This window comes from Streptomyces sp. NPDC033845 (assembly GCF_055576225.1).
This window is the reverse complement of record NZ_JBVIRI010000028.1, coordinates 1-26,444: the sequence shown is the minus strand read 5'-3', so window position 1 is coordinate 26,444 and position 26,444 is coordinate 1. Positions and strand designations below refer to the sequence as shown.

Genomic DNA, 26,444 nt, shown 5'->3' with positions numbered 1-26,444 from the left:
CCACCCGTGGCACGGCCCGTGCAGACGGCGAGAATCGCCCGCATGCTCCTCACCGACACCACCTCTGCCCTCCGCCTGCTCGTGCGTTCCGTGCTCGACGGCGACGAGTGCGACTTGGCCGGCGCACCGCAGTCCGTGATGGCCGCCGCCGACCGGGGGCCCGCGGGCGTGGGCCTGTTCCTGCACCGGGTCGAGGAACAGGCCCGCGGAGTGGTGGGGGAGCCGAGGAGCGTGCGCGACGCCACCGGACGGGTCGTGGCCCGGCAGGCCCCGCCCCGTACGTTCCGCTTGTCCTACCTGGTCTGGGCCTGGTCGCCGGACGGCAGCAACGGTGAGTACGACCTGCTCAGCAAGCTCCTCGACCTGTTCGCCGCCCATGACCGTCTGCCCCCGTGGACCCTTTCCGGCTGCCTGACGGCCGGCCGTCCCACCCGGCTGGCGGCGGCCCAGGCCGACGCGCCGAACCTGGGACCTCTGTGGTCCGCTGCCGGGCTCGGCCCCCGTACCGCTTTCGAAGTGACGGTCACCGTGGACCTCGTGCCGGCCCCCGCACCGGCAGTGGACCGCCTGGTCGACGTAGTGGACCTGCGGACCTCGGCAAGGCCACAGTGAAACTCCCCTTCCGAGGCTTGCTCACGCGGCACGCGACCCCGAGCCGGCGGACCGCGTGCCGTGCGGTACTGGCCTGCCTGTGCCTGCTGGGGGTGTGCGCGGTCCTCGTCCTGCCGCGGACGTTCGGCGCCGCCACGACCACCGGGGCCACGGGAGGCGGAGCACCGGACGGGACCGCGTCGTACGAGTTCCCCCTCTACCCCGAAGCAGTAGGGGAAGAGACCCCCCGCCCCGGCACGACCTCCTCGACGGGCCCCGGTAGCGCGGAGCCGCAGTCGGCCCCGCCTAAGGCGTCCGGAACCGGCAAGGCCGCCGCACCGCACGGTACCGGCCCCGAGGCACAGGGCGGGCCGCAGCCGGCGCCTGCCGCCTCCCCTGACCGGACCGGCCCCACCGCCGGTCCGCCGCCGCGCACCGACCATCCAGTGCCCCCATCCGTGCCGGCACGCCCCACGCCGACGTCCACAGCGCCGATGCCTCCGCCGGCCAAGAGGCCAGGGACACCCACACCGGCACCCACCTACGAAGCACCCGCCCCGATCCACGCCGTCGACTACCGGCGTGCTTCGGACACCCCCGAGATCATCCCCGGCCCTGGCCTGGACCGGGTCGCGCTGCGCGACGGTATGTGGCTCGGCTACGGCCGGATCGACTTCGGCCGCACTCCGCTCACCCGCTTCGTGGCCGTCTTCGACCACCGGCTGCCCGAACACGGCAGCGGCCACGTGGAGGTGCGTTCTGGAGCGCCGACCGGAGAACTGATGGGCCGCATTGCCATCGGTGGGCAGAGCGGCGACCGCGCGGGCGCGGCCCGGACCGACATCACACCGGTCCGCGGTGTCCACGAGATCTATCTCGTGTTCGCCAGCGGGCAGCATACGGCCTTCGCCGATCTCGCATCGTTCAGTTTTGACACCTAACCAGGAGCAGGGAGGTTCGGATGGCGTACGCACAGGAGGCCGCCGCGATGGCGCGGGCGGCCGAGCAATACACCGTGGTGGCGGCCAGCTTCCAGGAGGGCGGTGACTTCCGGCGGGCACTGGACGAGCTGGCCCAGTTCCCGGCCGGCATCACCGCTCTGCCGCCCCTTGACTACGGGTGGCTCACGACGACAGCGGTTCCCCAGCTGTCCGACGGTCTCGCCTGGTGCACGGAGCCGCTCGAACGGTATCGGCAAGGCGCCGAACCGGCGGACCACGCGTCCTACGAGGCTGCGCTCGGCCAGTTCCATCAGCTCCAGGAGACGCTCGTCTCCTATCTGGTGTGGCTGCAGAACGAAGTCCTGCCATGGCTGACCCAGGCCGAGTTCTGGGAGCAGTACTCCGCAAAGGTCCGCATCCGGGTCGTGGCGGAAGGCGACAGCGACGCGCTCCGTGCAGACCTCTCCGCCCTGGCCGACCGGCACCAGCAGCTGTTCGAAGAGTGGAACCGGCTGCTTGCCGTCACGGAACAGGGGCTGTCCGAAGCGGGGAGAGTGCCCGGAGCCGCACCGGCCGATCAAGGGCTCCAGTACAGCGTCCAGCAGCACGCCGACCAGATGGCTACCTGGATCAACTGGATGGCGCCGCCCCGCCCGACGGCGCCCCGCCGGACGACGACCGGGACAGCGGCTGCGGCTCGCCTCGCGGCGACGTCCACCACCGATGCCGACGCACCGCCGAAGCCGAAGCCGAAGCCGAAGCCGAAGCCGAAGCAGGAGCCGAAGCCGGGGGCGAAGGCGAAGCCAGCGTCGGCACCGGTCGCCGAGGACACCCGCACGACGCGTCACAGCAGGCGCAAGGAGGGGTCCACGGGGTCCCTCCTTGGCTCCCTGCTGCGGCGTTCCTTCGGCCGTTCGTCCGGCGGCGGTAAGGGCCGCGAGAGCCGCGCGGCACGCCGTGGCGCCCTGGAGGACACCGCAGTCAACGCCGTCATGGACTTCGTGTCCTCCTATGAGAAGGACGTTTTTCTCATCCAGGGCAAGGTGAACGAGCACCTGGGCGGCGGACTGGACGAGTTCTACCTGACCCAGAACTACAAGTGGCTGCACTCCGTCCGCTACCGGGAGAAGGCACGGCCGCTCCCGGCCCGAGTACTCCCGAGGCTGACCCGGGCGGATTTCGAGCTGGCACAGCTGCGTGAGCACGTCGTGGCACTGATTGCAGTTAGGAACTCCCCGGCCACGGGCATCGTTCTCGCCGACATGGGCGAGACCCTCCGCCGGTGCAACGCCGAGCTGCGCGCCGTGGGACTGATCCTGTCCCGGGCGCTCCCGGAGGCGCTCTCGCCCGGCGGCGTGCCGCTGGCCTCGCTGGAGGCGGAACTGCGCAAGCCGCCCGGGCTTCGTAACACCGAGGGGGTCCTCGACGAGGTCCGTCAACTCGTCTCGGGTGCGGGGGCTTTCATGAACGCGACGAGCATGGTGGTCAAGGGCATCAACAGGGTCATCACCAGTGACGTGTTCGAGGAGATCACGGGAGAACCCGCCGCCCAGCCCGAAGTGGACGAGACGGACTGCTTCGTCCCCCTGTCGAAGTCGACCCGGCAGCTGTCGCGCGTGGCGGTGCGGCTCAGCACCCTGCCGCCCTACGGCGGAAGCGGTCGTTGACCGAGCTACGTCCTGGCGGCAGGGAGCATTTAACTCTTGGCTCCCTAGGGTCGGTGAGTAGATAGGGGGGGCCAAAGAAAGGACTTTCCTGTATGTTCTCGGCGGGCACTGGGCGCCATCGTCGCCCCACCAACAATCAGATCAAGCGCGTTGCCACGGCAGCGGGTGTCACCGGGGCCGGTATGACGCTCCCTCTGCTGGCGGGTTCTCCCGCGTCGGCTGCGGCGCTGGATACCTGGGAGAAAGTCGCCCAGTGCGAGTCCGGCGGCAGGTGGTCCATAGCCACCGGCAACGGCTACTACGGCGGACTCCAGTTCTCTCCCACCACCTGGCGTGAGTTCGGCGGGACCGGGGACCCGAGCAAGGCGTCCAAGGCGGAGCAGATCCGGATCGCCGAGAAGGTGCTGGCCGTCCAGGGGCCCGGCGCCTGGCCGCACTGCGGTCCGAAGGCAGGGCTCATGAAGTCCGACGCGGAGCCGAACAAGCAGGCATCGTCGGGTAACAGCTCCCGCTCCTCGGAGGGGGACCGGAGCCAGAGCACCAAGGGCAAGAGCTCCAAGGGCAAGTACTCTCAGGGCAAGCACCGCTCCACCGAGGGACAGCAGCAGACTGGCAAGCAGCACCGCACCTACACGATCCAGTCCGGTGACACGCTGTCCGGTATCGCCACGGAGCAGACCACCGGTACCTGGCAGCAGCTGTACGAGGCCAACCGCGCGGTCATCGGGCCCAACGCGAACGTCATCCACCCGGGCCAGAACCTGACCTTGCCCGGCGGACAGCAGACGGGCACCACCCAGCCGTCGTCCGCGCCCAAGGCGCCTTCGACCCCGCCGCAGCAGTCGACGCACGAGTCCGCGCAGTCCACGTACTCCGGGGCCGTCGCACCGCTCGCCAGCACTGCCATCAGCGCCGCCTACGGGATCAAGGGGAGCATGTGGGCAGCGGGACACCACACGGGCGTCGACTTCCCCGTGCCTACGGGGACCCAGGTCCGCTCCGTCGGTCCCGGCAGCGTCGTGTCGGCCGGCTACGACGGCTCCTACGGGAACCAGGTCCTGGTGAAGACAGACGACGGCAGGTACATCCTCTACGCACACCTCTCCCAGACCAGCGTCTCCTCCGGTCACCGCGTCACTGCGGGCCAGCAGCTCGGACTCTCGGGGAACACTGGCAACAGCACCGGTCCCCACCTCCACTTCGAAGTGCGCACGACCCCCGCGTATGGGACCGCGATCGACCCGGTGGCCTACCTCAACTCGAAGGGCGTCCGTCTGTAATGGGCGACATGTTCCGGCTCGACCAGGAACTCATGCCCAAGCCGCCGGCCAGGCACGAGGCGCAAGCGGTCCGGCGCCTGGTGGACATGCACGCCTGTTCGACCTCCGAGCGCCTACTCCTGCTCGACATGCTGGGGCTGGCTCCGGCCGACGACACGGTGGGGCTCCGGAACGGGGCACCGGCCGGCGAACGAACCGCGGCCTGAAGAAGCCACACCGTTCCTCCGGTCGGTGGACACGGAAGCATCCGCGTCCGCCACCGGCCGGTGGAGCCCCGGCAGGGCGCGCAGTCCGATCCTGGGAAGGACACGGGAAGCGCGGGAGGAAAAAAATGGCGGATCATAACCATCCGAGAACATGGGACCTCTCCTCGCCGCTCTCCATGGAGTGGGCGAGCAGAGCCGCCTGTGTCGGGGTTGAAACCGACCTCTTCTTCCCCAATGATCCACGCCTCGCGGAGAGGGGTCTGAAGATATGCGCGACATGCCCGGTCCGCCGAGCGTGCCGGGAATTCGCGGAAAAAGAAGGCCTGCCGTTCGGTATATGGGGCGGGGTCACAGCGCGTGAGCGCGGCTGGAACGCTGCGGGCCGTCGCCGCACCACGGGTCGGCGTGTCCGCCGCACACCGTCGAGCAGACGGCCCTGACGGCGACTATTCTGGGTGGGACAGCCGCCCGACAGATGTTCGTGCGCGCCCCGTCCCGAGGTGATGCGTCGATGTCGAAGCAGATTCGGGTGATCGTCGCCGACGACCACCCGCTGTACCGCGAGGGGGTCACGCGTGCCCTGGCGTGGAGTGATTCCATCAAGGTCGTCGGTGAGGCAGGGGACGGCCGAGAAGCCCTCGCGATGATCAAAGAGCTGAACCCCGATGTCGCACTCGTCGACCACAAGATGCCGGTCGTCGACGGAATCGAGCTGACTCACGCGGTGATCCGCGACCAAATTCCCACTCGCATCCTTATCCTGAGCGCCTACAATAACAGTGAGTTCGTATTCCGTGCTCTGGAGAACGGGGCCTCCGGATACCTTCTCAAAGATGCGAAGCGAGTCGACATCATCGAAGCCGTACGTCGGGTCGCGAACGGGGAAACAGTCATTCCGACCGGACTCGCGGGCGGTGTGGCCGATGAGATCCGCATTCGGGCACAAACCGCCGGCCCTGCCTTCAGTGATCGCGAGCTGGAAGTGCTGAAATTTTTTGCCGAGGGCCTCAGCATTCCCCAGGTGGCCCAGCAGCTCTTCATCGCGCCAAGTACCGTCAAAACGCACGCCCAGCACCTCTACGAAAAACTCGGGGTCTCCGACCGGGCAGCTGCGGTCGCGGAGGGCATGCGCCGCGGCCTGCTGGCGTAGGGACGTTCCGTGCAGTGGCAGCCCGTGCCGGAGCAGTGGGAGAAGGACCGGCGCGAGGGGTTCCGCATGCTGTTGCGGACCGCCATGCTCGTGGTGTTCGCCGTGGCACTCGCCGTCCCCGTTGAGCGAGAGAACCCGACGCTCTATGTGCGGATCCTGGTCGGGTATGCGCTCTGTCTGCTGGTTGCCTCGATCATCTACCGCTCCAACAGTGCCATGTGGGTTAGATCCTACCGTGCGCGGCTGGTCTTCGCCGTGACCATGGTCCTGATCGATCTCGTCACCCTAGTCGGTCTGACCGTCATTTCGGGCGGACCGTACTCCATCGTCTTCCAGGCCTTCTTCGCGATCCCCGTGGTGGCGGCCTTCTCGCAGTACCCGGCTTACACGATTACGGTCTCCGTCGCCACGGCCCTCGCCTACCTTGCGGTGTCCCTTCACTACCTGGCCCTGCACCACGATGATGCCGCCGTCCAGTTGCAGGAGTTCCTCATCCGGCTCGGAGCACTCCTCGTCGTGTGCACCGCGTGCGCCTACCTGTCACTGGTCCACCGGATCCGAGACGTCCGGATCCAGAGCCTCGTGGAGGACCGGTCCCAGCTATTGCGCGAGTCGATGGACGCCGCCGAGCGGGAGCGCAGCAAACTGGCGGAGCAGCTCCACGACGGCGCACTGCAGAACATCCTCGCCGCCCGCCACCTCATCGAGGAGGCGGCGGAAGCCGGCGGTGGGGACCGGGCCGAGGGGGCCCTCACGGAACTGGACACGACCGTCGTCGAGATCGCCCGGCAGATCCGCGCGGCGGTCTACGAACTGCACCCCTTGGTGCTGGAGGAGGCAGGCCTCTGCGCTGCTCTCCAGACGCTGGCCCGCGACGCCGCCGACCGTGGCCGCCTCGAAGTGGTCACCGACGTCGAACCGGTACCTCCGGTGCACCAGAACCTGCTCTTCGGCGTGGCCCGGGAACTCCTCGACAACGTGGTGCGGCACGCGCAGGCGAGCGTGGTGCGGGTATCCCTGAGAGGGGTCGACGCGTGCACCGAACTGGAGATCACGGACGACGGTAAAGGCGTGAGCCCGGCGGTCCTGGCCCAACGGGTGACCGAGGGGCACATCGGCGTGGCCTCGCAGCGGGTCCGGGTGAACAGCGTCGGCGGTGAATTCCGCATCGTATCGGAAGTGGGCAGAGGAACAAGCGTCCGCATTCGTATCCCGAACGCCTGATTATCTGAACCCTAGAGCAATGATAATTCTTCCCTAAAACCCCCCTGTCCGTTCATGTGACCCTGGGCCCCCTGTAGGGTGATCATTGAGATCTCGGCAATGGAATCATGGGCTTGACGCCGAACGGGCGAGCCGTCCCTCCCCCGGTCAGAGGAGGGTGGCACAGCCTGATGATGCAGCCGTATGCGGGGTATCGGCGGCCGTCTTCCCGCGCACGCTGGAATGAAAGGTTTTTTCAGGAGCGGCAGCGGAGAAAAAATGGCCTGGACACATGTCACTCTCATCGAGGACAACACAGAGATCCGAGAATTCCTCTCGGCCTCGCTTCGGCGGCTGAAGTATGACGTGACCGCCGTCGGATCCGGGGCCCAGGGCCTCAGCGTGGCAGCCTCACGGGCCGACGGAGTGGTCGTTCTCGACCTCGGCCTGCCGGACATCGACGGACTCGACGTCCTCAAGATGCTCCGCGCGGCCGTACAGACCCCCGTACTCGTGGCCACCGCTCGGGACGACGAGAGCCACATCGTGCGAGCCCTCAACCTGGGCGCTGACGACTACGTGGTCAAGCCCTTCTCGGCGGAGCAACTGGACGCCCGGATCCGGGCGGTGCTACGACGCAGCGGCGAACTCCGCGAGGAGACCGTCCACACCGTCGGAGGCCTCGTCATCGACCTGCGGGCCCACATCGTGACGCACGACGGCGTGCCCCTGGAGATGCGGCCCAAGGAGTTCCAGCTGCTCTCCTACCTCGCCAAACACGCCGGACGCGTGGTCAGCAAGGACGAACTGCTGACCAAGCTGTGGCAGAACGCCTACGGCATCAGCGAGAAGACCATCGACGTGCACCTCTCATGGCTGCGACGCCGCCTGGGAGAGACCGCCGCGACCCCGTACTACCTGCACAGCGTCCGGGGTGTCGGCGTGAAGCTGATTGACCCGGACCGGTGAGGCGCCGACTGGCGTTCGTCAGCGCCACCACTACTCTCCTCACCGTGCTGCTGCTCGGCATCCCGCTGCTCTTCTTCGCCCGGCACGCCTACATGGCGCAGACCGACCAGATCACCTTGAACCAGGCCCAGACCCTGGCCAGCCTGACCAGGGAGTCCGCCGACAGCGGTACAGACTCCCTGCAGGCCTGGCTGGCCGAGCAGCACAGCCTCACCACGGCCTCGGTGGTGCTCCCGTCGGGCCAGCGCCTTGGAAAGGCGCCCAGCTGCACCCCGCCGCAACCCAAGGACGAGTCGGTCGTCCGCTGGACCTGCGGGAACGAGCGGCTGGCCAGCGCGAGGGTGAGCGTCGACCGGCACCACTGGGCACATATCGACGTGGGAATCGCGGGCAGCCGGGTGGGCATGCAGATACGCCAGGTGCTGGTCCTCCTCTCCTTCGCGGTGGTGATCCTGCCGGCCCTCGCCGTACTCGTCGCGGACCGCCTGGGCCGCAGTGTCGTCCGGGCTTGCGCCGACCTCGTCGACGTGGCCGATCGGCTGCGCCGCGGCGACCTCCAGGCCCGCAGCACACCCAGCGGTCCCCCCGAGCTGGTCCGTCTGGGCATGGCTCTCAGCACGCTGGCCGCCCGGATCAACGCCCTCATCATCAACGAGCGGGAAGCCGTCGCCGACCTCTCCCACCGGCTGCGTACGCCCATCACCTCGCTGGTCCTCCAGGCGGAGAACATCAGCGACACCGACCAGTCCAAGCGCCTTCTGAAAGGCCTCGACGGTCTGAACAACGAAGTGAGCCGGATCATCCGGCAAGCCCGTCACCCCATCGGGGCGCAGGGCGGCCTGACCACGCGGCTGGACCGGGTGGTGCGGGAACGTGCCGACTTCTGGTCCGCGCTCGCCGAGGACCAGGGACGGGCATGCGAGCTCTCGATCGATCCGCACCCCTGCCGCGTCGACGTCCCGCGGCCCGAACTGGAGGCGGCGATCGACGCCCTCCTGGAGAACGTGTTCGCGCACACTCCCGAAGGCACCGGCATGCACCTGACGGTCACCCGCGAACCCGACGGCGGCGCCCTGCTGGTGCTGGCGGACGATGGGCCGGGGTTCGCCGACGACCGTGCCGTCGAGCGCGGTCACAGCACCGGAGGTTCGAGCGGACTGGGCCTCGACATCGCCCGGCGCACCGCCGTCATGTCCGGCGGCCGCATGGAGATCGGCAACTCTCCGAGCGGTGGGGCCCAGATCACCCTGGTGCTCGGCGGACAGGCGGAACCCGCACCTGCACCCTCGGCGATCTGAGGGCGGCCGCCCCACGGCCGGCCATGCTTCGGCACACCGTGAGGCCCCCTCAGATCAGCCCCTCCCGGATCGCGTACGCCACCGCGTGGGGCCGGTTGCGCAGGTGGAAGCGGGTGTTGACGGCATGCAGGGTGTTCTTCACAGTGCGCTCTGAATAGCACAGCTCGCTCGCGATCTCGTGGGTGTCGAAGCCCTGTGCCACCAGCCGCAGAACGTCGGCCTCCCGATTGGAGAGGCCCGTGAAGCGCAGCCCGCGGGGGGTGACGACCTGGTGGTGCATCTTGGACACCTGCTTCATCAGCCGGCCGAGCAGATCCTGCGGGACCACCCCCTCGTCGTGACTGGCTGCCACCACGGTCCGGACCAGCCCCTCCGGAGTGAGTTCGCTGCGCCGGGCCAGGGCCCCGATACCCGCCTCCGCGGCGGCGAGCACGCTGTCGTCGTCGAGCTGGGACGAGACGAGAACGAGCCGGTTCATGCCCTGACCTCGTACCGACCGGGACAGCGCGGCCGCATCCTCGTCAAGCTTCTCGACGACGAGGACCGCGACGGTGCCGTTGTCCGCCTCCTCTGCGGACACCAGCTGCACTTCTGGACGCGACTTGAGCGAAGCGATGACTCCCATCTCGGAGATGGTGTCGAGAGCTTTGACGAGAACCGGGACCCGGTCGGACATCGGAATACCTCCTGATACTGCGTGGAACTGCCGGATAATTCCGGCCACACAGCACACTTTGGCCCGTTCAGCCCTAACGAGGGGCTAACCCTGGAGGGACGTTCGGTTGTCTCTTCGGCCAATCGGTTCAGGATTCGACCTCTTCCCCCCAGACATGGATGCGGACGGTTGAGTCACCACTGATCGAGAGACTGTAGAAGCAGGTGGAAATAGGCCGGGTACGGCGCTCGTCCTCCCACCCGAATCCGCTGAAACAGATCCACGACGGCTGCGTCTCGTTGTCCGCTACCCGGACCGACCCGGTACCGCCGAGCAGCGTCCCGCCCATGAGGCCGTCGAGGGACTCACGGAGTTCGACCTGTAGCTCCAGCGCCGCTGAGTTCGGGCGGGGTTCGACCCGGAAGGCGAGAACGTCGCCTTCGAACCTGACCAGTCCGCGTACCTCCTCGTTGGAGGTGATGTCCAGCTCGAACTGGACGTCTGGAGTGAATCCGGATGGAGGGGAGTGCTTAATGTCCATGACGGCAGTATTAGCCCCGTAGGCGTGCCGTGGGGGCGAGCCGGGCCATCAATCGGAGAGGTGCCCATTCGCTTGCCCGACCAATTATGGCGTGCCGGCCGAACGGGCCCCGATAGTACGTCCATGGGAGTCATCGCGTCGTTGGACGAATCAGAGATCTTCGTAGAGCCCGGTGGCACCGCTGTGTGCGAGGTGCGCCTCTACAACACTGGCCAGGTGGTGGACACCTTCGCCCTCGACATCCTCGGGGACGGCACGGACTGGATCAGTGTCGAGCCCGCTTCGGTGAATGTCTTTCCCGGGGAGGACGCGGTGGCCCAGGTGGTCTTCCGCCCGCCCCGATCCGCCGCGGTGTCCGGCGGCACCAAGACCTACGCCGTGCGGGTCATGGCGCAGGAGGACACCGAAGGCTCCACCGTGCAGGAAGGTTCGGTGGAGGTCGGCACATACGCGGAGGTCACAGCGGAGCTCGTACCGCGTACGGTCCGCGGCGCGCGATCGGCCCGGAGCCGGCTCGCCATCGACAACGTCGGCAACGGTCCTGTCTCCGTGCAGCTCATGGGCGGGGACGAGAGCGGTGAGATCACCTTCGGGTTCACGCCTGCCCGGCTCACGGTCGAGGGCGGCACCACCCGCCTCGTACCGGTCCGCATGCGGATGCGGCGGCGTTTCCTGACCGGAGCGGCCAAGTCCCATCCGGTGGAGATCACCGTTCTGACCGATGACGGCACCCGGACACAGACCCAGGGAGTCCTGGTGCAGCCGCCGCTGCTGCCACGCTGGCTGCCCAAGGTGCTGACCCTGCTCACCGCGGCCGTCGTCCTCGTCCTGGTGATCGGTCCCACCATCCTCAACGCCGCCCCCGAGTCGAACGCGACGAGCAAGGAGGAGGACACGCAGGGCGAGAACGGCCAGGCCGGGGGAGAGGCACCGGACGGGGGCAAGAACGCCGGCGGCAACGGTAAGACCGCCGGGGACGGCTCCACTGGCGGCAACGATTCTGCCGGGGGGACCGACGGCGGCAAGGGAGCGGGCGGCGACACCGGTGACGGCAAGAGCACCGAGGGCGACTCCACTGGCGGCAACGATTCTGCCGGGGGGACCGACGGCGGCAAGGGAGCGGGCGGCAACACCGATGAGGGGAACGGCACCAGCAACGGCAGTGGCACCGGCACCGGTCCGGGGACAGCGGATGTAGTAGACATCGAGACCGTGAGCATCCGCCTCGGCGACGCCAAGATCAAGGAATCCAGCACGCCGCGCTACACGGTCACCTCATACACGGTGGGCAAGGACCAGACGATGAGCGTCAGCGACATCATCCTCCAGGTCCCCGAGGGCGAGACCGGCCAGGTGGAGATACGCCGCAACGGCTCTATGTTCCTCACCTTCCCCCTTGCCAAGGGGAGCCAGCAGGTTCACTACATCAACCCGATGGAGTTCCAGGCCGGCGAACGGATCGTCTTCGCGGTCGACTGCCGCTCCAGCGAGACCGGATCGTGCAAGCCGGGCGTCCAGCTGTCCGCCCGGAAGATCACCCGCGCCGGTTCCTGACCGGACGCCCGACCCACCACCCAGCCAGAGAGAGGGAAACACCGTGCCCGGCAAGCCCGCGGCCCGTATCGGCGACCGGGTCGCCGGTACCGACCGGCACATCGTTCTCGTGACCTCACCGACCGGACCGGTGCCCACGATGATGGTATTCCCCTTTACAGCCGCCATCACCGGCGGCGGCTGCCCGCAGGTCCTGATCGGCGGCAGTCCGGCGGCGACGGTCGGCAGCACCGTCGCCATCCAGCCGCCCCACATCCCCCCGCCCAACACCGTCTTCCAAATCCCGCCGACGAACACCGGGACCGCGACCATGGGGAGCGCATCGGTCCTGATCGGCGGGCGGCCTGCGGTACGAGCCCAGGACAAAGTACTCACCTGCAGCGATCCCGTGCCCACGGCGAACGGGACCGTGCAGCCCCCGCTGCGCGCCCACCAGGTCCTGATCGGGTGACCTCCGGCGGGCCTCCTCAGCCCGCCGAGAGCCGCTCGGCCTCCAGCGCGATCTCGAAGCCGACAGAGCCGACGTCGCAGTCCGGCTCCGCCAGGACGGCGAGCGACCCGCCGGTCGCCGTGGGGGCCACGAAGAGCAGGCCACCGCCGGTCTCCACCAGCACCTGGCTCACACCGCCCCCGCCGAACAGCTGGCAGGCACCGCCCGACAGTGAGGACAGCCCGGTGGCCAGCGCCGCCAGCTGGTCGGCGGCCTCGGGCGACAACCGGTGAGTGGTGGCGGACACCAGCCCGTCGGGAGCAGCCAGCACCGCCTTGATCATGCCGGGAGCCCTGGCGAGCAGTGCATCGAGGTCGGGTGTTCCCGCAGTGATCCGGTCGTGCATCTCAGGTCCCTTCGACAGTGCCGGGCAGTGCGGCGTCGCGACAGCGAATCGCTTCCCGCACGACCTCGATCAACATGTTCCGTACCTCGGCCCGGTTGCGGGCGTCGGCATAGGCCACCGGTACCGAGTCAGCGAGGCTCAGCGCCGCGCGCACCTCCTCGCACGTATGAGTGCGGTCCCCGCCGAACGGGTTGAGGGCCACGGCGTACGGCAGCCCGCAGTTCTCGAAGTAGTCGACCGCACCGAACGACTCGGCCAGCCGACGGGTGTCGGCGATGACCACCCCGCCCACCGCACCGCGCACCAGGTCGTCCCACATGAACCAGAAACGGTCCTGCCCCGGCGTTCCGAAGAGGAACAGCACCAGGTCGTCCGCCATCGTGATGCGCCCGAAGTCCATGGCCACGGTGGTCGTGTTCTTGTTCGGCGTGTGAGCGAGGGAGTCCACCCCCTCCGACGCCGAGGTCATCACGGCCTCCGTGCGCAGCGGCTTAATCTCCGAGATCGAGCCGACGAACGTCGTCTTGCCGGCACCGAAGCCGCCCGCAATGACGATCTTCGCCGAGGCGACGCTTTTCGTGCTGACAGTCATCCGATTGTTTCCTTCCACAGCACATCAGATCTGGTCGAGTCCGTGCAGGACCCGCTCCAGCAGATCTGTGGCCGCTCGTTCGGCCGGGGCTTCGTGTACGTAGACCAGGCTGCTGTCAGCGAGGTCCGACACCAGGACGCGTGTCACGCCGAGGGGGATCCGCAGCAGGGCGGAGAGCTCCGCCACCGAACGCGGTGACCGGGCGAGCTCGCAGATCGCCTCGTGCTCGGGGACGGGGGAGACACAGCCACCGGAGGCGGCCGCTGTCGTATGCACCAATGTCTCCAGGCGCAGATCCCAGCTGGCGTGAGTCCGGCCCCTGGTCAGCGTGTACGGACGGGGACCGAACACCGCCTCGTCCTGGGCCCAGGCGGCCGGCGCCGTCACGGCCCCGCCGCATCGGGTACGGACGCCCCCGGCGGCGACGCCCCCACTACGGCGGCGACGCCGCGGCCGGTCGACGCACCCCGCAGGTCCGGGGTGAGCGCGTTGCCGGCTTGCCGGGCCAGACGCGACATGTGGTAACCGGCGACACCCAGGTCGCAGTTTTCCTCCGTGAGCACCGCCAGCAGGGCCCGGTCGGACACCGACATCACCACCAGAGTGCTGTGCCACATGTCCACGACCGTCCGGCGCACCGTCCCCAGGTCCAGAATCTGGGCACCCCCCTGACTCAGGGCCACGATCCCGCTACTCACCGCTGCGAGCTGCTGGGCATCGGAGGGGAGCCGGGAGCCGCAGGCCAGGAGGAGACCGTCCGATGAGACGACCGCGGCGGACCGGATGCCCACCACACGCTCCATGAACCGGGCCACCAGCCAGTCGAGCTCACCAGGGGACCCGGCCGTGGATCCCGTCAGTTCATTCATCGGGACACTCCGTTCGGGATGTACATCTCACCGGTGGAACCGGGTTCCTCGGATCCACCGCGGGCCATTCCCTGGTGCAGGGAACCGAGGCGGTCACGGATCCGGTCGGCCTGGCTCGTCCCCACTCCGGGACCGGACTGCATGGCCCGCTGAGGGAGGTCGTACCGAGCGCCGTACGGGAGGCTGTCCTGCGGGGGCGGTCCCTGCGGTTCGCCGGACACCGTCATGGCATCCGCGCTTCCGGGCCGCAGGTGGGCCATCGGGACACGGAGGGGGAGGTCGGGTGCGGGCGGCACGGCCGTGGCGGACCAGGCGCCCGGCTCGCCGAACTCCGTGTCCTTGGGTGCCTCGTCGCCCACGGGAGCGGCGGCGGCATCGGTGATCAGCTGGGGGATGGGGACTGTGTCCACCCGGGCGCTCTCGGGGAGGGTGACCGGCGGGACCTGAGCAGCCGACGGGACCGGCGGGACAGGTGCGGCCGGCGCTGAGGGCACGGCCGGTGCGGGCCGCGTCGGCAGGGGGCCGGAACCGCCGCTCCGGTCCGTCGACACCAGGTCCGGGGACGCCGACGGGGCTGCGGGCAGCACAGGGGTGCCGGAGAAGGCGGGAGCGGTCGCGACGGAGGCGGGACCGACCGGCGGAAGGGCCAGCTCGGCGGGAAGGATGACCAACGCCGACGTGCCGGGCTGGGACGCCCGCAGCTTGACCTCGATGCCGTGCCGCAGGGCCAGTAGGCCCACGACGTACAGACCCATCTGCTCCGAGGCGTCCGGGGCCAGTTCGCTGCCGTTGGTGAAGTGGGCGTTGGCCTCGGTCAGCCGGGCCTCCTCCATCCCGATGCCGAAGTCCCGGATCTCCATCAGGAGCCGCTGGTCGGGCAGCTGCTGGGCGCTGACCTGCACCTCGGACCGGGGGCTGGAGAACATGAGCGCGTTCTCCAGCAGTTCGGAGACCAGGTGGACCACGTCGCTCGCGGCGCGGCCGGCGACGCAGAGCGGCGGCAGCGCCATGTGCGCGACCCGCTCGAACTGCTCCACCTCGGACATCGCTGTGCGCAGCACGTCCAGCAGGGGCATCGGTCGGGTCGGCCGGGACACGGGCTGGCCGCCGGCCAGCACCAGCAGGTTCTCGCTGTTGCGGCGCATCCGGGTGGCCAGGTGGTCGAGCTCGAAGAGCCGCTGGAGCTGACCGGAGTCGTTCTCGCTCTGTTCCAGTGCTGTCAGCAGGGAGAGCTGACGCTGGACCAGGGACTGGTTGCGGTACGAGAGGTTGCGGAAGAGCGCGCTCACCGACTCGCGGAGACGCGCCTGCTCACCGGCCAGCCGGACGGCTTCCCGGTAGACGGCGTCGAAGGCCTCGGCGACCTCGCCGATCTCGTCCTCCGTGGTGACGCCGGTTGGCACCGGGCTCAGGTCGACTTCGTCGGGCCGGTTGTGCTGGAGCTCGTGCATCAGCTTCGGCAGCTGCACCTCGGCCATCTGTGTGGCCGACTCACGCAGCCGCTGCAGGTTTGCGGAGATACCGCGGGACACCGCGAAGGCGAGGCCGAGCGCGGACAGCAGCAGGGCTGCGGTGATCGCGCCGTCCGTGCGGGCCTGGTCCTGCGCGGTGTCGTAGTTCGTCTGGCTCTCGGCGATCAGTCGTGCCGACATGTCCATGGAGAGCCGGTCCACCTGGGTGATCCGGGCATTGATGTCCTCGTACCAGTTGGCGGGTAGCCCGTCCGTCTTGCTCAGGTCGGCCGGGGCCTTCAGTAGCTGCTGAAGGGCGGCCTCGGACTGGACGGTCGACGGCTCCTTCGCGATCCGCTCGTAGCGGGCGAGTTCCGGCCCGGCGGCCGCCATGCGGAATTCCTGGGCCGTGAAGTCACGGATCTTGACCGTCGCGAGTAGGGCGGCCTTCTGGTCCGGCCCGAGCGTTCCCGACTTGACGGCCTGGGCCATCAGCGAACGCTCGCTGGAGAGCATCGAGTTGCTCAGTGTGAGGCTGAATAGGGCCCAGCCCTGGGAATGGGCCTGGTTGAGCTCGCCGTCGAGCTCGTTGTCCACCCCGAGGAGCGGCATGATCATGCTCAGGTAGGCACTGTCCGCCTTCGGACCGTCCATACCCTTGTCGATCATGGCGCGGATCTCCGGCAGCTTCGCGAGGGCCGCGTGGATGAACTCGATATGCCGCCGCATCCGTGCGGACTGCGGCGCCCGCGCGGCCTCCTGGTTGAACCGGGCGGCCAGTGCCGAGGTGTCCCTGCGGACCTGCTCGACGGCCGCCGGGCCCGCGTCCTTCCGCGCCCCCGGGTCGACGGCCAGGTTGCTCTCGCGCTGGAGCTGCTGGATGAGCTCGGTACCGGTGCGGGTGAGGCCGGCGGTCTCGTGGAACCGCTCGTACTGATGGGCCTCCGCCAGGGCGTCCTGGACCCGCATGCCGCCCAGGACGGTCGCCGCGATCAGCGGAATGGCCATCACGGCACACAGCCGGGTACGTACCCGCATGCTTCCCAGGCGTAGGCCCGCCCAGCGCTGCGGGGCATCGCCGCAGTCGGCTCCGCTCCCACTGCCCTTCCCGGCGGACCGGTCCCGGCGTGCCCCGACGGGCGCCGAGGCGTCCGGCTTCCGCCCGCGATCTTTGTCCGAGCGCATGATCGATCCACTTCCGCTTGCCCGACGGGTGGCCCCAACGCCGATGCCGAAGGCGTCCGTGCCCCATGCACGCGTTCGATGCGCTGCATGCCCACGTCCGACGCTACGCAGCGGTTCCGATCAGCCGATCAGCCGATCGGAGGGACGTCCGGGGGAGCGGAAAGGGGCCGGTCGGCTGCCGCCGACGGCTTGCCGGGAGGACGACTGGGCCCTGCCGGAGCCCTAAAACCCCCGGTACGCTGCCCGATGGGACCCGTATCCGGGCCCGTAAGGGTCGGCAGTCTGTCCCGAAGGACTTCCCCACAGAGCTGGATCGACGGGGTGCGCCCATGCTTCGAGGGCCGGCCGCGGCTGCGCGTGCCAGGGAAGTTCCTCGACGCCCGGTCCGTAGCGGCCGAACGCCGCCCATTCGGCCAGCAGCGCGTCGTACAGGGGCGTACCAGTCTCGCGGGTCGGCGACGGTACCGGGGGAGACCAGTCGGTTGGATAGCTGGAGTAGTACATCGGTCCGCCTTTCGGGAGGGGGGAGTGACTCCGACCGTGCGGCCTGGACCGGTCCGGAGCAACCGCCGGCCGGCACCGCAGCCGCTAGGCCAGGGGAAACCACCGGTTAGGCCCGAAGCTCCTACCGTCGGATCTATGTCTGCTCGCCGTGTGAACCGTCGCCCCCGCCGCAGCGGTGGGCCCTCCGCCGAGCCGGGCGTGTACGCCGCGCGCCGCCGGCTCCGAATACCCAGCCGCAAGACCGTCCTGTTCAGCCTGCTCGGCGGAACACTGCTGACGATGGGTGCCTTCGGAACGGGCTACCTGCTCGTCGGCATCCCCGACCCGAACAAGACCGCCGTGGCCCAAAGCAACGTATGGCTCTACAGCGACGGGTCCCCGATCGCCCAGACCGGGGAGGTGCACCGGCAGAGCGTGCCCCTCAGCGGAATCTCACGGGCTGCCCAGTACGCCACCCTGGCCGCGGAGGACCGGACCTTCTACACGGACTCCGCGGTCTCCCCCACGGGCATCGCACGGGCCGTGACGGCGAACCTCACCGGCGGATCCCGGCAGGGCGGATCGACGATCACCCAGCAGTACGTGAAGAACTACTACCTCAACCAGGACACGACGCTCACCCGCAAGGTCAAGGAACTCTTCATCGCCATCAAGGTGAACCAGAAGATGTCCAAGGACGAGATCCTCACCGGATACTTCAACACCAACTACTACGGACGCGGCGCCTACGGGATCCAGGCGGCCTCGGAGGCCTACTACGGGGTGCCCGCCGACCGGCTCGACGCCGCCCAGGGCGCCTACCTCGCCACCCTGCTCAACGCCCCCGGCCGCTACGACGTCAAGCAGTCCCCCCAGAACAGGGAGAGGGTCCTGGCCCGCTGGAACTACGTCCTCGACGGCATGGTCGACTGCGGCTGGCTGACTCCCGCGGACCGGGCGGGCCTGAGCTTCCCCGAGCCCCGGGACCCGGTACCCGCCAAGGGGCTGGGCGGCCAGGCCGGCTACCTCGTCGACGCCGCCCGCCGCTACCTGACCGAGCACACCCCGATCACCGAAGCCGAACTGGCCTCCGGCGGCTGGACGATCCGGACGACGATCGACAAGAACCGGCAGCAGGAACTGGTCAAGGCCGTGGACAAGGAACTGATCGACCGCCTAGCCCCCGACAGCCGGTCCGGAGACCAGCACGTCCGCGCCGGTGCCGCCTCGGTGGACAACAGCAGCGGCAAGGTCGTGGCCCTCTACGGGGGGCCCAACTACCTCAAGCAGTTCGTCAACGACGCCACCCGGCGGGACGTCCAGGCCGGATCCACCCTGAAGCCGCTGGTCCTGGCCTCGGCCCTCCAGAACCACGCAAAGGACAGCCGCGGCCGCGAGATCACTCCCGCATCGCGCTACGACGGCAACAACGGCGCCCGCGTCGAGCGCAGCGGGTACTCGCCCGGCAACCAGGGCGGCAAGTCCTACGGCTCCATCACCCTGCGCGAGGCCACCGCCCGATCGGTGAACACGGCGTACGCCCAGCTCGCCGAGGACGTCGGACTGGAACGCGTCCGGCAGACCATGATCGACGCTGGCCTGCCGGAGGACACCCCGGAGCTCACCGCCGTACCGGCGCTGCCCCTCGGCGTCTCCGCGCCCAGCGCCGTGGACCTGGCGGGCGCCTACGCGACGCTGGCCGACCACGGCAACCAGCGCACCCCCGTCCTCGTCACCGAGGCCGAGCAGGGCGGCCACGCCCGAGCCCTTCCCGAGGGGGAATCGAAGCGGGTCCTGACGGCGCAGACCGCGGACACGGTGACGGACGTCCTGCGGGGCGTCATCGAGGACCCCGTGGGCACCGCGCCCACGGTCAAGCGCCTCGGCCGGCCCGCGGCGGGGAAGACCGGCACCACCAACGAGCGCAAGGCCGTCTGGTTCGTCGGGTACACCCCGCAGCTGACCACGTCGGTCCGGGTGTTCCGGGAGGACCCCGACAGCCACGCCCGGCTGGCGATGGAGACGCTCGGCGGCAAGCCCGCCAGCGGTGGAAACATCCCGGCCCGGGTCTGGACGGAGTACATGAGCGCCGCCCTCAAGGGGGAGCCCGTGGAGAAGTTCCAGGCCCCCGAAGGCTCCGGTGACGATCCGGTGAAGGAGCGGAACACCAAGAAGGAGGAGACCCCGAAGACCCAGGGGTCCCCGGCGCCCACCCCCACCCAGCCGTCCAGCCCGCCGCCGCCTCCTACCACCGACCCGTCCCCCGGCCCCGACCCCACAACCGGCCCCGACCCCGAGCCCGACCCCGGTACGAGCCCTCCGGTGCGGTCCCCGCACCCGGGCGATCCCGAGCCGTCCGACCCCGCACCGCCGCCGGAGGACCCGTTGGTTGGGGACCCGTCCCAGGGCGGTGAGCAGTCCGGCACGCCCTCGGGGAACAGAGGCCGGGGCGGCGAGGGCGGACGTATGCGCGGCTGACCGTTCCGCATTCTTTACGGCCGAATGATTGCCCGCCCGGACAGTGATTGTTCAGAGAAATTCTCGCATGATGTGGACGTATTTATTTCGTTCCCATATAAACTTGCTGAGGATTCTCTATGGCGAAAAGAGTGCATCGCAGATCCCGCCGGACAGCCGCTCTGGCGGCAGGCGCAGCCGGTGTTCTGGTGTCCACCTTTGCCTTCCAGTACGCCATGGCCAGTATGGACGGCGGCCCGGAAGGCACCTCCACGGCGGCTGCCGCCCGCCTCATCAACGGCGGTTTCGAGCAGCCCGCCGGAAGGACCGGACTGGTTCCCGTCGGTGAAATACCGGGCTGGAGCAGCGTCGACTCGAATCCGAAATTCGGATTCTGGAAGAGCGGGGAAACCGGCGGGGACCCCGGCCCCGCCGTTCCCTCCCACAGCGGCGACCAGTTCCTGGAACTCAACGGGTCCGGCTCGAACATGATCCACCAGGACATCGTCACCGAACCCGGCGAGACGATGGCCTGGCGCCTGGCGCACCGCGGCCAGCAGGGCGTGGACACCATGCACGTCGCGGTCGGCAAGGCCTCGGTGAGCGACCTCAACCTGCAGGTCCCGCTGAACGCCAAGACCCCCGGCGACCCGCGCATCGCCGACGGCAAGGCCTGGGGCGAGTGGTACGGCACCTATGTGGTCCCCGCCGGGCAGACCACCACCCGGATCCTGCTCCGGCCGATCTGGACCGCCTCCGGCAGGACGACCGCGGGCAACTTCGTGGACTCCGTCAGCTTCGAACCCGCCCCCAAGGTCAGCGGATCGACCTCCGCCGACACCCGGGCCGTACAGCGGGGCGCGGCCGTCACCCTGACCAGCTCGGTGCTGCACCAGGGCGGCGACCGCCTGGAGAACGCCGTCTACCGGGCCGCCGTGCCCGACGGCACCTCGCTGGTGCCCGGCAGCGTCACCGTCGACTCCGCGTCCGCCGGCAACCGGGCCACCCTCAAGGACGGCGTGCTGGAAGTCCGCCTGGGAACGGGCGCCTCCGGCACCACCGGCGGCCGGATGGAGTCCGGGTCGCAGGCCACGGTCTCCTACCAGGTGAAGGTCGAGAACGGGACCGCACCCGGCACGGAGATCCAGTTCCAGCCGCGGCTGGGCTACGACTGGCTCCCCGGCATGGCACGGTCGGCCGGACTCGGATCGGCCGCCATCACGCTCGCCGCGGCCGACCTCGAAGTCAGCGGCTCCTTCGCACAGGAGCACAGCGTCGCCGGCGCCCCCACCGAGTTCACGGTGCGCGTCGGGAACCGGGGTCCGGACACGGCGGTCGGCAACACCCTCGACATCACCCTTCCCGACGGCCTCACCGCCCCCACCGTCACCGCGGCCGGCGGGACCTGCCCCGCCACGCCCACCGGCACCACCCTGAGCTGCGCGATCCCCTCGCTGGCCAAGGGTGCAGAAGCCACGGTCAAGATCACGGGCAAGGCGCCCTCGGACCTCACGGACGAGGACACCCTCACGGCACGTGCCGCGGTCACTTCCAAGACCGACGACCCGGCCCCGGCCAACAACCACGCCGCCTTCACCTCGGGCGTCGACACCAGCGCCGATCTCGCCGTCACCATGGACTCCGCCCCGGCCGGCTCCCCCGCGCCCGGGGACGAGATCACCCAGACGGTCACCGTGACCAACAACGGTCCCACCCGCGCCCGCGGCGTGGAGATCACCACCAGCACGGCCGAGGGCATGCGCCTGGACTCCGGGCAGTCCGACACCGGCGACTACGACAAGGCGAACGGCCTCTGGAAGGTCGGCGAGATCGCCTCGGGCACCTCGGTGAAGCTGGTCCTGACCGGCACCGTGCCAGTGGACCGCGACGTGCTCGTCCACCAGGCCGCCGTGACCGCCGTGGCCACCCCCGACCCGAACACCGCCAACAACACGGCGCGCACGGAGGTGAAGACGACCCAGAAGGCCGCGCTCACCGTGGGCGTCGCCGCGGACAAGGCCACCGCCGAGCCGGGCGACGACATCAGCTACACCGTCTCGGTATCCAACGCGGGCCCGTCCACGGCCCATTCCGTCGAAGTGACCGGCAACCTCCCCCACGGGACGGTCCTGCGGAAGGCCGAGACGGCCTTCGGCACCTTCGACCCCGAGCAGGGCCTCTGGAAGGCCGGATCCCTGCCTCCCGGCACCACCGCCGAGCTCAAGCTGACCGGCATCGCACCCGTGGACGTACCCGACCTCGTCCACACGGCCACCCTCACCGGTGCCACCACCCCGGACCCGAACGGCACCCCGGGCTCGGAGCCCCCGGCCCCGGCCCACCGGGCCTCCGCAGCCGTGGCCGTGACCCAGAGCGCCGACCTCGACGTGGACGTCACCGCCCGTTCCGGATCCGTCGCCCCCGACGAGCGCACCACGTTCACCGTGACCGTCACCAACAAGGGACCCTCCACGGCGCAGGCCGCCGAAGCCGTCCTCGCCCTCCCGCGCAACGCGCAGGAGACGACGGACGACTCCGACGGCGCCCTCGACCAGGGGACCGGCACCTGGAAGATCGGAAACATCCGCCTGGGCGAGTCACGCGACCTCAACATCGCTGTCGGCCCGAAGGACAAGAAGGACCTCGTCCTCGCGGTCACCGCGCTGACCTCCGCGGTCAAGGACCCGAGCCCGTGCACGTCCGAAACCTGCGCGTCGGCGGCCGTACAGGTCGACGCCGACGCCCCGGCACCCCCGGAGGGCACCCCCGAACCCGAGCCCTCCGAAAGCCACCCCGCCACCCCGTCCAGCCCGCCGCAGACGGAGCCGGCTCCCGAAGTGACGGTCCCCGGACCCGAGGAGACCCAGCCGTCCGGCGAGGAGAACGGTACCGGCCCCCTCGCCGAGACCGGATCACAGGCACGCAACCTCAGCATCATGGCCCTCGCCCTCCTGGGCGTCGGCGGAGTCGTCGCACTCTGCGCCTGGCGACGCAAGGAATAGACGGCCACCACCCGGCCCGAACCCCGCATCGGAGAACCTGATGTCCCTTCACCCACCCACGACCCCAACAACATCGACGACCCACCCCGGCGACCCGTACGCCGGAACAGGACGGCAGCGCCGACATCGAAAGGCCCGAAGCCCTCAGCGCTCCCTGGCCTCCCTGCGCGCCGGAGCGGCGACCGCACTCTTCGGAGCCGTGGCCACGACCGGCACCGTCGAGGCGCACGCCGCCGGATCCCCCTGGAAGGAATCCACCATCGAGATGCCGGCCGTCTCGCTGGGAGAGGTCCCGGCCGGTCTGGAGGTCTCGGACAGCGTCCTGACCATGGCTCTGCGTTACCAGCAGCAGGCGCAGAAGAAGCAGTCCGCCATGCTGGCGGCCAAGGAAGCGAAATTGGCCAAGGCGGAGGCCGAACGCGAGGCCGCGCAGGCACGGGCGCGGGAATCCCGCGCCGCGGACCGGCAGCGGGCGGCCCGGTCCCAGGCCCAGAACCGAGCCGCAGCCAAGATGACGAAGACGCCCAAGGCCGCCCCCAAGCCGTCGGCCGCCCAGGCGATGAAGACGTCCGCAGTCAAGTCGACTGGTGCCAGGTCTGCCAAGCCGGTGGCCGCGCCTAACAGTTCGGCGGCCGAACGCGTGGTCGCATTTATGCGGGCCAGCGCGGCGAGGGGGGACAGCTACGTCCTGGGTGCCTCGGGACCGTACTCCTGGGACTGCTCCGGCCTGGTGCGCGGCGCGTACGCCTCGGTCGGCGTCTCGCTACCCCGGGTGGCGGCCGCCCAGTCCACCCGCGGCACCCAGGTCTCGCTCAGCAACCTGCGGCCCGGCGACATCCTGTACTGGGGGTCCGCCGGGAACGCATACCACGTCGCCGTGTACGTCGGGAACGGCGAGTTCATCGGAGCGCAGAACCCCCGCACCGGCGTGGCCAAGCAGAGCATGAAGTGGTCCCCGCCCACCGGCGCGGTCCGCGTCCTGTAGGCACGGGGCCCGTTCCCATGACCGGGTGCCCCACCGGGGCGCCGCGCTGAAGATCCTGCCGCGGCGCCCCAGTGCCGCCCGGAACATATCCGAGTGCCGGGAACAGCGTGGCCCGAGCCCCGGCTTTCCGATCTCCACCCACCAGGCTGGCCGAAAGGGATGGGAAGCGGCACGGATCCGGCCTGATTCTTACGAACAACTACCGGCGCTACATCGCGAAAGGCGGACTCCCGTGCCCGACAACTACTCATGGCTTCGCGACATGGCCTCCCCGGCTGCCCTTGCCGACCGGGCACCCTCTACCCTCAAGGAACTCACCACTTCCGCCAAGCCCCAATGGCGGACGCTGTTCGCAAGCTGGATGCTCGACCGCTACAACTCCAACCGGGCCGAGCGCTACCTCGCGCTGACCGCCGAGCGCCGTAATAAGGGCTACGGGCAGTGGTTCGACTCCAAGTCCCTCGACTCCTTCTGGTCCATGGCCCTCGCCCAGTTCCGGACGGATCTGGAGAACGCCAAGGCCGAATGGAAAGCCCGAGAGATCCGGTCCAAGAAGACCGCCGGCAGCACTTGGCGCAGCGGTCGCGACGAGCAGCGCCGGCGGTTCGAGGAATGGGTGAGCGGTGAAAGGACCAAGACCGCAGTCCGCAGCGACATCCAGGCGACCCACCTGACCCAGATCGAAGCCTGGCTGGCGGCGCATACCCAGGAGATGAAACCGAAATTCATGGACCTCTACCGAGCACTCGGCGACGCGACCGCGCAGGGTGGCAAGGTCGATGTGGCGGCCGAATGGCACGAGGTGAAAAAGGTTCGGCAGGAGCTGGAGACGGCCTACGGTAAGGTCCTGACTGCCGAGGGCACCCTCCGCATGCTGATCCGCCCCGCCGGCGGCAGCGCCCCCCACACCCGGCAGGTCCAAGAGGCATGGGAGGCATTGGTCGACTCCTACGCAGCGCTCGCCGACATTGTGGTCCGCGCGGCCCGGCACTGCGAGGCCTGGGCAAGCGGCCATGCACGGGACCAGATGCGGGGGAACTTCGCCTCCGCCTTCCCCGTGGTCAACGGGCTGCTAGTGGCTATGGAAGGACTGGTCCTCGGCATGCGCATCTGCCTGGCCGCCGTTGGTACCACGGGTGTCCTCATGCCCATCACCGCACCGGTGAGCGCAGCCCTGGTGGTCGTCTCCGAGACGGTCCAGGAACTGGCCCGACGTGCCGTGGCGAGCGAGGCGTCCAAGGACCCTCGGAGGGTCCGCGAGCACATCGGACGGTTCTACGAATACGACTCGGCCAAGCAGCCGCCAGGCAAGGACACGGAAGAAGGGGTGGCGGCAGCCGCCAAGTTCGTAACCCGAGCGGGGCGGGTCGCGGCCGAAACGGTCCGCTCGAACGTCAAGGCCACGACGGCCGCGAAGGTCCTTCCCTATGTCGGAGAAACCGCCGCGATCGGGGCGTTCACCGTTCACCTTGCCGAGCAGTTCAACCGCAAGATCCTAGTGGACGATGTCAACCGCGAGCACTTCCTCACGATGTTCGACGAGGCATCGCGGCACGTCCGGCAGGCCCAGCTGGGGCAGTGCTCCGTGACGGTCCACTCCTTCCTGCCCGGTGACAGGACCGCGGACGTCACCCTCAACGGCGTCCGGGGCACCCTCCAGCACGGTCGGTTCACCCCCCAGGACCGCAGCGATGTCTTCCGCATCGTCGCGCAGCGCTGGTTCAAGAACGGCGGACCGCGGCTCGACGGCAACCTGACCATTATGGCGGCCGGCCCCAACGACCTGCTGGATCTGGCATTGGCCCAGTACACCGAGATCGCTCAGTCCGGCACCTTCCATGTGACTGCCACTGCCCAGCGGCCCGAGCGATACGCTACGTCGTTCTGGAAGGTCGAGTTCGACCTGTCGCCGGAGGGCAGCGCGAGTGCGCCGAACAACCTTGTCTGGGAGGGCTACGCGGTCCACACACCCGGCGGGCTCAAGATCACGACGTTCGACCAGGAGATCGCGCAGCGGCTCGAGGACAGTGTCGATTCAGTGGCCGAGGGCTTCGACGGCCTCTGCGCGCAAGAGGGCTGGGGCGGACGGAGTTTCACGGCCATCCAGTCGAGCCAAGACATCGTGCTGATGGACGACGATACGGGAATGCTGCTGACCAACGGAGAGGGGCAGCCAGCGGTCTTCGGACTGCACGGAGGGCCTGCTGCCCCCGAGGGTCTACTGTGAAGTTCCCCCCTGATCCTGGACAGGGGGTGGTTACGCTGCGGGCGTGAGGTCGTGGGTCGTCAGGGCTCTGGTTTCGAGCGGGGTGACGCAGCCGTACACCAGGGCTGATTCAAAGTCGTGGTGATCTTATGGTGTGCCTGGTCACAGGGGTGTGACGATCGGTTCGGGGGCCGCGACGGATGCAACGAAGCTCCGGTTGAAGACGGGTGACCTTGCCAAGTCGCCGTTCTCAGTCGGAGCTTCGATGTGCCGTCAGTCTGCCACCGTCTGCTTGATCAAGTCGCCGTCGCGTCAGCACCGCG

The 26,444-nt window shown here is 69.2% G+C and carries 23 protein-coding genes; 16 read left to right on the top strand and 7 right to left on the bottom strand.

All coding sequences use genetic code 11. From position 1 onward, the window contains the following. Positions 1-42: 42 nt before the first annotated feature. The 10 genes from ACZ50K_RS33995 to ACZ50K_RS33950 all read left to right on the top strand — a co-directional run bounded on the left by ACZ50K_RS33995 (position 43) and on the right by ACZ50K_RS33950 (position 9,305). Positions 43-612: a Pvc16 family protein gene (locus ACZ50K_RS33995; RefSeq protein ID WP_468910512.1), complete on the top strand. Its 570-nt coding sequence runs from the start codon at positions 43-45 to the stop codon at positions 610-612. A 473-nt stretch (positions 613-1,085) separates the two neighbouring features. After that, positions 1,086-1,532, top strand: a complete 447-nt coding sequence (locus ACZ50K_RS33990; RefSeq protein WP_468910509.1) for a carbohydrate-binding protein — start codon at positions 1,086-1,088, stop codon at positions 1,530-1,532. 20 nt (positions 1,533-1,552) lie between these two features. Beyond that, the gene (locus ACZ50K_RS33985) at positions 1,553-3,199 is read left to right on the top strand and encodes a hypothetical protein (protein WP_468910507.1); all 1,647 of its coding nucleotides are present in this window, start codon (positions 1,553-1,555) and stop codon (positions 3,197-3,199) included. Between the two features lie 182 nt (positions 3,200-3,381). Beyond that, positions 3,382-4,479 carry a transglycosylase family protein gene (locus ACZ50K_RS33980; protein ID WP_468910505.1) on the top strand — a complete coding sequence of 366 codons (1,098 nt, stop codon included), beginning with the start codon at positions 3,382-3,384 and terminating at the stop codon, positions 4,477-4,479. Next, complete coding sequence (locus tag ACZ50K_RS33975) at positions 4,479-4,685, top strand: hypothetical protein (RefSeq protein ID WP_468910502.1); 207 nt, start codon at positions 4,479-4,481, stop codon at positions 4,683-4,685. The genes ACZ50K_RS33980 and ACZ50K_RS33975 overlap by 1 nt, the downstream gene beginning before the upstream one ends. Positions 4,686-4,810: 125 nt before the next feature. Next, positions 4,811-5,125, top strand: coding sequence for a WhiB family transcriptional regulator (locus ACZ50K_RS33970; RefSeq protein ID WP_468910499.1), 315 nt, complete (start codon positions 4,811-4,813; stop codon positions 5,123-5,125). A 71-nt stretch (positions 5,126-5,196) separates the two neighbouring features. Then, positions 5,197-5,835, top strand: coding sequence for a response regulator (locus tag ACZ50K_RS33965; protein ID WP_468910496.1), 639 nt, complete (start codon positions 5,197-5,199; stop codon positions 5,833-5,835). 9 nt (positions 5,836-5,844) lie between these two features. After that, positions 5,845-7,059: a sensor histidine kinase gene (locus ACZ50K_RS33960; RefSeq protein ID WP_468910493.1), complete on the top strand. Its 1,215-nt coding sequence runs from the start codon at positions 5,845-5,847 to the stop codon at positions 7,057-7,059. 222 nt (positions 7,060-7,281) lie between these two features. Further along, entirely contained in the window at positions 7,282-8,007 is a 726-nt protein-coding gene (locus tag ACZ50K_RS33955) for a response regulator transcription factor (RefSeq protein WP_468910490.1), read from the top strand. Then, positions 8,004-9,305, top strand: a complete 1,302-nt coding sequence (locus tag ACZ50K_RS33950; RefSeq protein WP_468910487.1) for a sensor histidine kinase — start codon at positions 8,004-8,006, stop codon at positions 9,303-9,305. The genes ACZ50K_RS33955 and ACZ50K_RS33950 overlap by 4 nt, the downstream gene beginning before the upstream one ends. Positions 9,306-9,354: 49 nt before the next feature. Here the strand turns inward: ACZ50K_RS33950 and ACZ50K_RS33945 are convergent, their stop codons facing one another. After that, a complete protein-coding gene (locus ACZ50K_RS33945) occupies positions 9,355-9,981 on the bottom strand; it encodes a helix-turn-helix transcriptional regulator (RefSeq protein ID WP_468910484.1) in 627 nt (208 codons plus the stop codon). Positions 9,982-10,108: 127 nt separating this feature from the next. Then, a complete protein-coding gene (locus ACZ50K_RS33940) occupies positions 10,109-10,501 on the bottom strand; it encodes a hypothetical protein (RefSeq protein ID WP_468910481.1) in 393 nt (130 codons plus the stop codon). A gap of 123 nt (positions 10,502-10,624) precedes the next feature. On the opposite strand from ACZ50K_RS33940, the gene ACZ50K_RS33935 reads away from it, so the two are divergent. Next, positions 10,625-12,055, top strand: a complete 1,431-nt coding sequence (locus tag ACZ50K_RS33935) for a COG1470 family protein (protein WP_468910479.1) — start codon at positions 10,625-10,627, stop codon at positions 12,053-12,055. 43 nt (positions 12,056-12,098) lie between these two features. Next, a complete protein-coding gene (locus ACZ50K_RS33930; protein ID WP_468910476.1) occupies positions 12,099-12,506 on the top strand; it encodes a PAAR domain-containing protein in 408 nt (135 codons plus the stop codon). A gap of 16 nt (positions 12,507-12,522) precedes the next feature. On the opposite strand, the gene ACZ50K_RS33925 is transcribed toward ACZ50K_RS33930, so the two are convergent. Genes ACZ50K_RS33925 through ACZ50K_RS33905 form a run of 5 tightly spaced genes read right to left on the bottom strand, consistent with a single transcriptional unit; the run spans position 12,523 to position 16,841 of the window. Then, the gene (locus ACZ50K_RS33925) at positions 12,523-12,891 is read right to left on the bottom strand and encodes a roadblock/LC7 domain-containing protein (RefSeq protein WP_468910474.1); all 369 of its coding nucleotides are present in this window, start codon (positions 12,889-12,891) and stop codon (positions 12,523-12,525) included. A 1-nt stretch (position 12,892) separates the two neighbouring features. Beyond that, a complete protein-coding gene (locus tag ACZ50K_RS33920; RefSeq protein WP_468910472.1) occupies positions 12,893-13,483 on the bottom strand; it encodes a GTP-binding protein in 591 nt (196 codons plus the stop codon). Between the two features lie 24 nt (positions 13,484-13,507). Next, entirely contained in the window at positions 13,508-13,834 is a 327-nt protein-coding gene (locus ACZ50K_RS33915) for a DUF742 domain-containing protein (protein ID WP_468910583.1), read from the bottom strand. Between the two features lie 32 nt (positions 13,835-13,866). Continuing rightward, positions 13,867-14,352, bottom strand: a complete 486-nt coding sequence (locus ACZ50K_RS33910; protein ID WP_468910469.1) for a roadblock/LC7 domain-containing protein — start codon at positions 14,350-14,352, stop codon at positions 13,867-13,869. Beyond that, on the bottom strand, positions 14,349-16,841 hold the full coding sequence (locus ACZ50K_RS33905) for a sensor histidine kinase (protein WP_468910467.1): 2,493 nt from the start codon (positions 16,839-16,841) through the stop codon (positions 14,349-14,351). The genes ACZ50K_RS33910 and ACZ50K_RS33905 overlap by 4 nt, the downstream gene beginning before the upstream one ends. Positions 16,842-17,627: 786 nt before the next feature. Between ACZ50K_RS33905 and ACZ50K_RS33900 the strand changes: the two genes are divergently transcribed. From ACZ50K_RS33900 to ACZ50K_RS33885, 4 genes are all read left to right on the top strand, one after another. Next, complete coding sequence (locus ACZ50K_RS33900) at positions 17,628-19,949, top strand: transglycosylase domain-containing protein (RefSeq protein WP_468910464.1); 2,322 nt, start codon at positions 17,628-17,630, stop codon at positions 19,947-19,949. A gap of 188 nt (positions 19,950-20,137) precedes the next feature. Then, positions 20,138-22,930 (top strand): COG1361 S-layer family protein, encoded by a 2,793-nt coding sequence (locus tag ACZ50K_RS33895; protein WP_468910462.1) that lies wholly within the window; start codon positions 20,138-20,140, stop codon positions 22,928-22,930. 199 nt (positions 22,931-23,129) lie between these two features. Beyond that, the gene (locus ACZ50K_RS33890) at positions 23,130-23,915 is read left to right on the top strand and encodes a C40 family peptidase (protein ID WP_468910460.1); all 786 of its coding nucleotides are present in this window, start codon (positions 23,130-23,132) and stop codon (positions 23,913-23,915) included. A 232-nt stretch (positions 23,916-24,147) separates the two neighbouring features. Beyond that, positions 24,148-26,142 (top strand): hypothetical protein, encoded by a 1,995-nt coding sequence (locus ACZ50K_RS33885; RefSeq protein ID WP_468910457.1) that lies wholly within the window; start codon positions 24,148-24,150, stop codon positions 26,140-26,142. Positions 26,143-26,444: the final 302 nt, after the last annotated feature.